The sequence below is a fragment of the Endozoicomonas sp. genome (genome assembly GCF_031844845.1).
In the GTDB taxonomy this organism is placed as follows: Bacteria; Pseudomonadota; Gammaproteobacteria; order Pseudomonadales; family Endozoicomonadaceae; genus Endozoicomonas.
In genome coordinates this window covers 1-5,099 of sequence record NZ_JAVRMB020000009.1, presented here as the reverse complement: position 1 = coordinate 5,099, position 5,099 = coordinate 1, and the positions used below count along the sequence as shown (strand labels likewise).

Below are 5,099 nucleotides of genomic sequence, written 5' to 3'. Positions count from 1 at the left end.
TGTATCTTTCGTCGGCAGCGTCAGATGTGTATAAGAGACAGCCCTCACGTTAAAAACCTTAGAGAGAGGAAAAAGAAAGAAGAAGGGGATGGTTTATGTTTAGAAGATTTTTTTTAGATGTGTATAAGAGACAGCTACCAGTTCAGGCCTTTCTTCAAGCACGAAATGATCATCTATTGCATAATAGTAGCTATAATCCTTACTTCCGCTTGGTAAGGCAAGTGTTGAACCATTCACAGCAAAAAAATTTAAACCTGACAACCTTTCAAAGTTTATATTTGAAATAGATGGACCTGAAGCAATGATAGCGACTTTACCACTAGCGATATTTTTTACTTCAGTTGGCTTTATTAATATTTCATTATCACATAATTTCACTTCATCCAAACCTAAACCTCCTAATTTATCTGACACATAAATAGAACACCATCTTAATTCCAGACAACCAAGCTAAACAGCAGAAATCGGCTAAGTTACCGTTAATGGTTGGGAGCCTTTTTATCCCTAATGGTATCTAGCAAGAAAATAAAACTACTATGTGGTTATTATCAGCTGCCAATTATGGCATATCAGTCAAATGCGATATTAAACACGTTTTTTAATACATGCCTCAATGCCGTGCTGTTCGGCGCAAAGACAATAAAGGATATAAAAATTTAGGATTTATTACTTGTGGGCATAGGAATAAAATTCAGACCAACCACCAACGGTAACTTAGCCGATAGCCAGCTTATAAACCACTCAAAGCAGAATTTCCTGCTTTGAGAAAGGTATCAGTATCAGCTTTATTTTGAGGTATAGGGATATGGGCATTGTCTTTATAGAAAAGGGTGCGTTGAAAACGAACTCGAGGGTGTTGGCTAATTTGTTTGATCGACCACACAGAAACATTCTGGCAAGTCTGAGAGGCTTGTTAGCTGAAGGTTATATAGGTGAGCAAGAAATCTTGCTGACCTCTTATACCGATATTCAGGGAAAGAAACAAAAATGTATGAACTCACAGAAAGAGGGATTTTATTTGCAATGCCGTTTATTGGTGGCATCAAATCAAAAAAAGGTCAGTTAGCACTGGTGGACGCCTTCTTACAGATGCGCCAGCTTTTAGAAGATCACCACGGCCAGCTACAGAAAGAGCTACAGGACTTCGCCTTAGGAATTGTCCTGAAATAATTCCCACATTCCGCCTATAGTAAAGAGCCACAAATGTCTTCTTGAGGTTTTTACTGTGCGGGTGGTTATGGGAAATTATTCAGAAGCGCTTGAAGCTCGAATGTTAAGTTTTTTCCGCTCACTCAATGAGAGAGATCGCCGAAGGTACGCTGCTCTTGAAGCAATGAAGCTGGGCCATGGTGGCATTCAGTACATGTCACGATTACTGGGTTGTCATCGGGAAACTATCGCTCACGGAATAACTGAACTTAATTCAGAAGAGAAGCTCACTACGAATCGGATTCGTAAGAAAGGGGGGGGAAGAAGAAGTCTAACGGTGGTATGCCCAGAATTGGTTGATAACGTGCTCCGTATTCTACACGACCACACCGCAGGCGATCCAATGCGGCAGGAAGTCCGATGGACAAATCTTTCCCGTCGAAATATTTCCCGGCAACTTGAGAAGACAGAAACTCCGGCAAGTAAGAATGTTGTAGCCAAGGTGCTTTATGAACAAGGATTCCGTCGTCGTAAGCCTCAGAAAAAGAGAACGATGGAGGAACATAAAGATCGCGACGCCCAATTCAAAAACCTTAACAGATTGAAGCAGGAGTATTTGGATGCAGGCAAGCCAGTACTTAGCATGGACACCAAGAAGAAGGAGACATTGGGTAATTTCTATCGCGAAGGGGTAACGGATGCTATTGAACCAACGATTGTCAATGATCACGACTTTCCCAGCCAGGGTAATGGGAAGGTTATAAGTAGGTGAAAGTTTGCTTTTGAGTATTTTTACCGGATAAATCTTGAGTTTACATCTAGCTGAAGCCTTGGCTACAGGGGGATTGAACTATTTATTGATCTTATGATCCGATCTTATGATCCGATCTTATGATCCAGATCTTATGATCCAAATATTCGATTACAAACTATCACCTACTTAACGGTATGACTCTATGAGTTCTGTAACTACAACCACTACAGCTGCTGTAACTACAACCACTACAGCTGATGTAACAAAAACAAGCAGTGAACAACTAAGTTCTTCTTTTGCTTGGATGAACGTAAAAAAAGTGTTAGGTGAAGGACCAGAGCGAAAGCTTCAGGGGGACGTTGATAAATTGCCCCATAGTCACCCTGAAGCTTCCGCCCTGAGTGAAGGACTTATCTTAGGAAAAACAGATAGGTTGCTTGCTGAATTTGATATACGTATCGTAGAAAGTATTGATCAAAGATGGCTTAATTGGCATGTTGATCAGTATGACGTCTCATTTAAAGGATTACCATATTTTTTCGTAACAGATAAATTAGCTATGGCTGATTTTTGCGATTCAGTCGATCAGGCTTTGGGAAGAGGAGATCTATTTTTCAAATGCCGAGAGTTGGCTTTATTTGATAATATGAAGCGTGAGTTTAAAATGATCGCAACTAGTATTGAAAGGGCTGAATCATTTTTGAAATTGAAAGATTTATACACCGGTGGTGCTATTCCATTAACCTGGTTGTTGGATGCCTGTAGTAAGAAGGTAACTGCTAATATATTGTTGGCAATAAAACCGCCTTATCGCAATGGAACTTGCCCTATGCAGCAACATACTGAACTGGCTTACAATAATGAATTTTGCCCTGCGCAGCAACATGCTGAATCTGAGATGAAAATTTTCGTCAAACAGAGTGAGCGTGGATTATTGCAATTGAATGATCCAACTATCTATTCTTTGCCAGATAAAACAGTTGAAGAAAGAAATGAATCGTGCCCTGATGAAACGACGCAGAAAGACTATTTAAATGGAGTTATGAATGGAGTTATGAACGGTGCTGCAGCTGGTGTATGCGACGGCGCTTTATCCAGGCTTGGGATAGATCCGCACAAGGATGCAAGGGGTCTTATAAGCAAGGTTTTGTATGGTTACCTTGTCGGCCAGCCACTTGTCAGTTCTACTTTGGGCGGTATCAGCTGTCTGTATTGTCGTTATATTGATCCAAAACTGCAAAACAGTAAATTGAAATATTTCATTAAAACCTCCCTTCCTAAGGGTTTTTTGCTGGCATCTGTCATTCAGAATCCCTTAGGAACTGCCTGTGCTTATGCGGGTTATAACATAGTTTTTAAGGCAATAAGTAGGTGATACTCGATTCTGCAGTTTTTAGTGCTTGCAATTTCAAAACGCCGAATTTAAAGGGCGGCAGACCTTAGTGGTCTGGCTGCAAAAATCATTCTGAAAGTGGCGGGTAAAAAAGGAATACGATCAGGAATATTTACCGCCCTTCATACCTTTGGACGGGACCTTAAGTGGAATACTCATGTTCATCTGTCCGTGACCACAGGTGGTTTAGCCAAAAGTCTGGAAGACTCTGTATTTCTGTAAAAAAGCGCTCATGCCTATGTGCCGGTATGAAATCATCAATTTACTTCGTCAGACTTACAACCGAGAGGAGCTGGTATTACCAGGAAAACCGGGGTCAGGTCTTTCATTGTGCTAACTGAATAATCGGTCTACTTTTCCAGTTCCATCCAGAGACAAAGCTGGGGGCAAGTCCTCCATTTAACATAATCATCGTACATCGCCCGTAGTTTTGACCCGTTCCCTGTGCCTGGAGATATCAGGGTGTATATCGCAGGCAGTATTTACGTACCCGCTCAGCGATATCCAGTAGCACAGGTGTAGCCTGTAACGTTTCAGGAAAAATAATACTCAGGGCTTCAGGCTGGTATTCGTGGGCGATGCTGTTACGCAGCTCGCGGATCTCGATAAACCGTTGAGCATCTTCAATCAAGCCTTTTTTTTCTGCCCGGTGGATTCTGTCTCTGACGGTGCCGGTATCATCCAGGTCAATAGTGTCTATTAGCCGAAATATTTTCTGTAGCAGAATGTCGTTAAAACGGGCAAAGCGAGCGGTAAGTGATTCGAATTTTTCCAGATCTTCCTGTTCCGGCACCTGGTCACCGGCCAGTTGTACTGTCTGACAACGATCCTGGGACCACTTTAATAGGGCTTCCGTCTGCGCCATGCTCTGTAACTGCTGTTCCAATAACAGGTGTCGGTCTTTATTTTTTTTCCTGGCTGATTCTCTTTATCAGACTGACGGCTCATAGCTGGACTCCTTCTGCCCGCGCAATACGGGTGAATGGGTCAGTATTATCTGCTGCAATCACCAGGTCAATTTTCTGCTCTCCTATAAGGTCGTAGAGCGCCAGCCGGATACCTGCCCTGTTTTTTAAACTCAGTGTTTTTGAGAGAATGAGCAGGTCAATATCTCCTCCTTTTGCCTCGTCATTTGCTCTGGAACCAAATAACCATATTTGCGCCTCAGGATCAGCCTGATATATCACCTTTCGCATGGCGTTTTGCTCTTCAGTGGTGAGTCTCAATGTTGTTCAGACTTTTTTTAAATCAGGGACTTTATTGTACCGGAAGAAAGAGACCGGGGTCAGGTCCTTCATTTTACATAACCATTGTCATTTATCAGACCTTTGGGGAAATTCTGTCAGCGACAGCTGATAATCTGATTAAGGAATTGTAATTAAATAACATCCCAATCCATCACTCACTCAGGAACGGTAACATTGTTCCATTTAGAATTTGTGATGGAAGAATTTTGGTTCTTTTGAGTTTTAAGTGGGTAAATAGAAACCAATTGGGCCGTATTTGCATCAAAGAATGTGTCAGCCGGTAGAAATGAGAGTTCAATGGTCATTGCCCCCGAGGAACCAGAATTTAAAACTTGCCGCCCCCCATCTCCTACTGTCACCCTGTACAGGATCCATCCACAGGGAAGTGTAGCTTGATGGCAGGCTTTCCCCGCCGGGTGGATTGTGTACCGTTCATGTGCACAATGACAGTGATACTCCCCACCCACTGTCATCCTGTACAGGGATTGTACAGGATCCATTCACAGGGAGGTGTAGCTTGATGGCTGGCTTTCCCTGCCGGATGGATTGTGTACAG

7 protein-coding genes are annotated in these 5,099 nt (G+C 42.4%); 4 read left to right on the top strand and 3 right to left on the bottom strand.

Going from position 1 to position 5,099, the window contains the following annotated elements; translation table 11 throughout:
* Nucleotides 1–99: 99 nt before the first annotated feature.
* Nucleotides 100–414, bottom strand: a complete 315-nt coding sequence (locus tag RM811_RS00530; protein WP_402519660.1) for a hypothetical protein — start codon at nt 412–414, stop codon at nt 100–102.
* A gap of 573 nt (nt 415–987) precedes the next feature.
* Between RM811_RS00530 and RM811_RS00525 the strand changes: the two genes are divergently transcribed.
* From RM811_RS00525 to RM811_RS00510, 4 genes are all read left to right on the top strand, one after another.
* Nucleotides 988–1,170, top strand: a complete 183-nt coding sequence (locus tag RM811_RS00525; RefSeq protein WP_402519657.1) for a hypothetical protein — start codon at nt 988–990, stop codon at nt 1,168–1,170.
* Nucleotides 1,171–1,237: 67 nt separating this feature from the next.
* The gene (locus tag RM811_RS00520; RefSeq protein ID WP_402519654.1) at nt 1,238–1,921 is read left to right on the top strand and encodes an ISAzo13 family transposase; all 684 of its coding nucleotides are present in this window, start codon (nt 1,238–1,240) and stop codon (nt 1,919–1,921) included.
* Between the two features lie 184 nt (nt 1,922–2,105).
* On the top strand, nt 2,106–3,278 hold the full coding sequence (locus RM811_RS00515; protein WP_402519651.1) for a hypothetical protein: 1,173 nt from the start codon (nt 2,106–2,108) through the stop codon (nt 3,276–3,278).
* A gap of 96 nt (nt 3,279–3,374) precedes the next feature.
* Nucleotides 3,375–3,518, top strand: coding sequence for a transposase (locus RM811_RS00510; RefSeq protein WP_402519648.1), 144 nt, complete (start codon nt 3,375–3,377; stop codon nt 3,516–3,518).
* A gap of 235 nt (nt 3,519–3,753) precedes the next feature.
* Here RM811_RS00510 and RM811_RS00505 read toward each other — a convergent pair whose 3' ends face one another.
* Together RM811_RS00505 and RM811_RS00500 are read right to left on the bottom strand one after the other, a co-directional pair.
* Entirely contained in the window at nt 3,754–4,161 is a 408-nt protein-coding gene (locus RM811_RS00505; RefSeq protein ID WP_402519645.1) for a hypothetical protein, read from the bottom strand.
* A gap of 79 nt (nt 4,162–4,240) precedes the next feature.
* Complete coding sequence (locus RM811_RS00500; RefSeq protein ID WP_402519643.1) at nt 4,241–4,492, bottom strand: nucleotidyltransferase family protein; 252 nt, start codon at nt 4,490–4,492, stop codon at nt 4,241–4,243.
* Nucleotides 4,493–5,099 lie beyond the last annotated feature (607 nt).

What these genes read in the sequence shown, in the direction of transcription:
- RM811_RS00525 (WP_402519657.1), top strand. Translation starts at nt 988, where the DNA reads ATGTATGAACTCACAGAAAGAGGGATTTTATTTGCAATGCCGTTTATT.
- RM811_RS00520 (WP_402519654.1), top strand. Translation starts at nt 1,238, where the DNA reads ATGGGAAATTATTCAGAAGCGCTTGAAGCTCGAATGTTAAGTTTTTTC.
- RM811_RS00515 (WP_402519651.1), top strand. Translation starts at nt 2,106, where the DNA reads ATGAGTTCTGTAACTACAACCACTACAGCTGCTGTAACTACAACCACT.
- RM811_RS00505 (WP_402519645.1), bottom strand. Translation starts at nt 4,161, where the DNA reads ATGGCGCAGACGGAAGCCCTATTAAAGTGGTCCCAGGATCGTTGTCAG.
- RM811_RS00500 (WP_402519643.1), bottom strand. Translation starts at nt 4,492, where the DNA reads ATGCGAAAGGTGATATATCAGGCTGATCCTGAGGCGCAAATATGGTTA.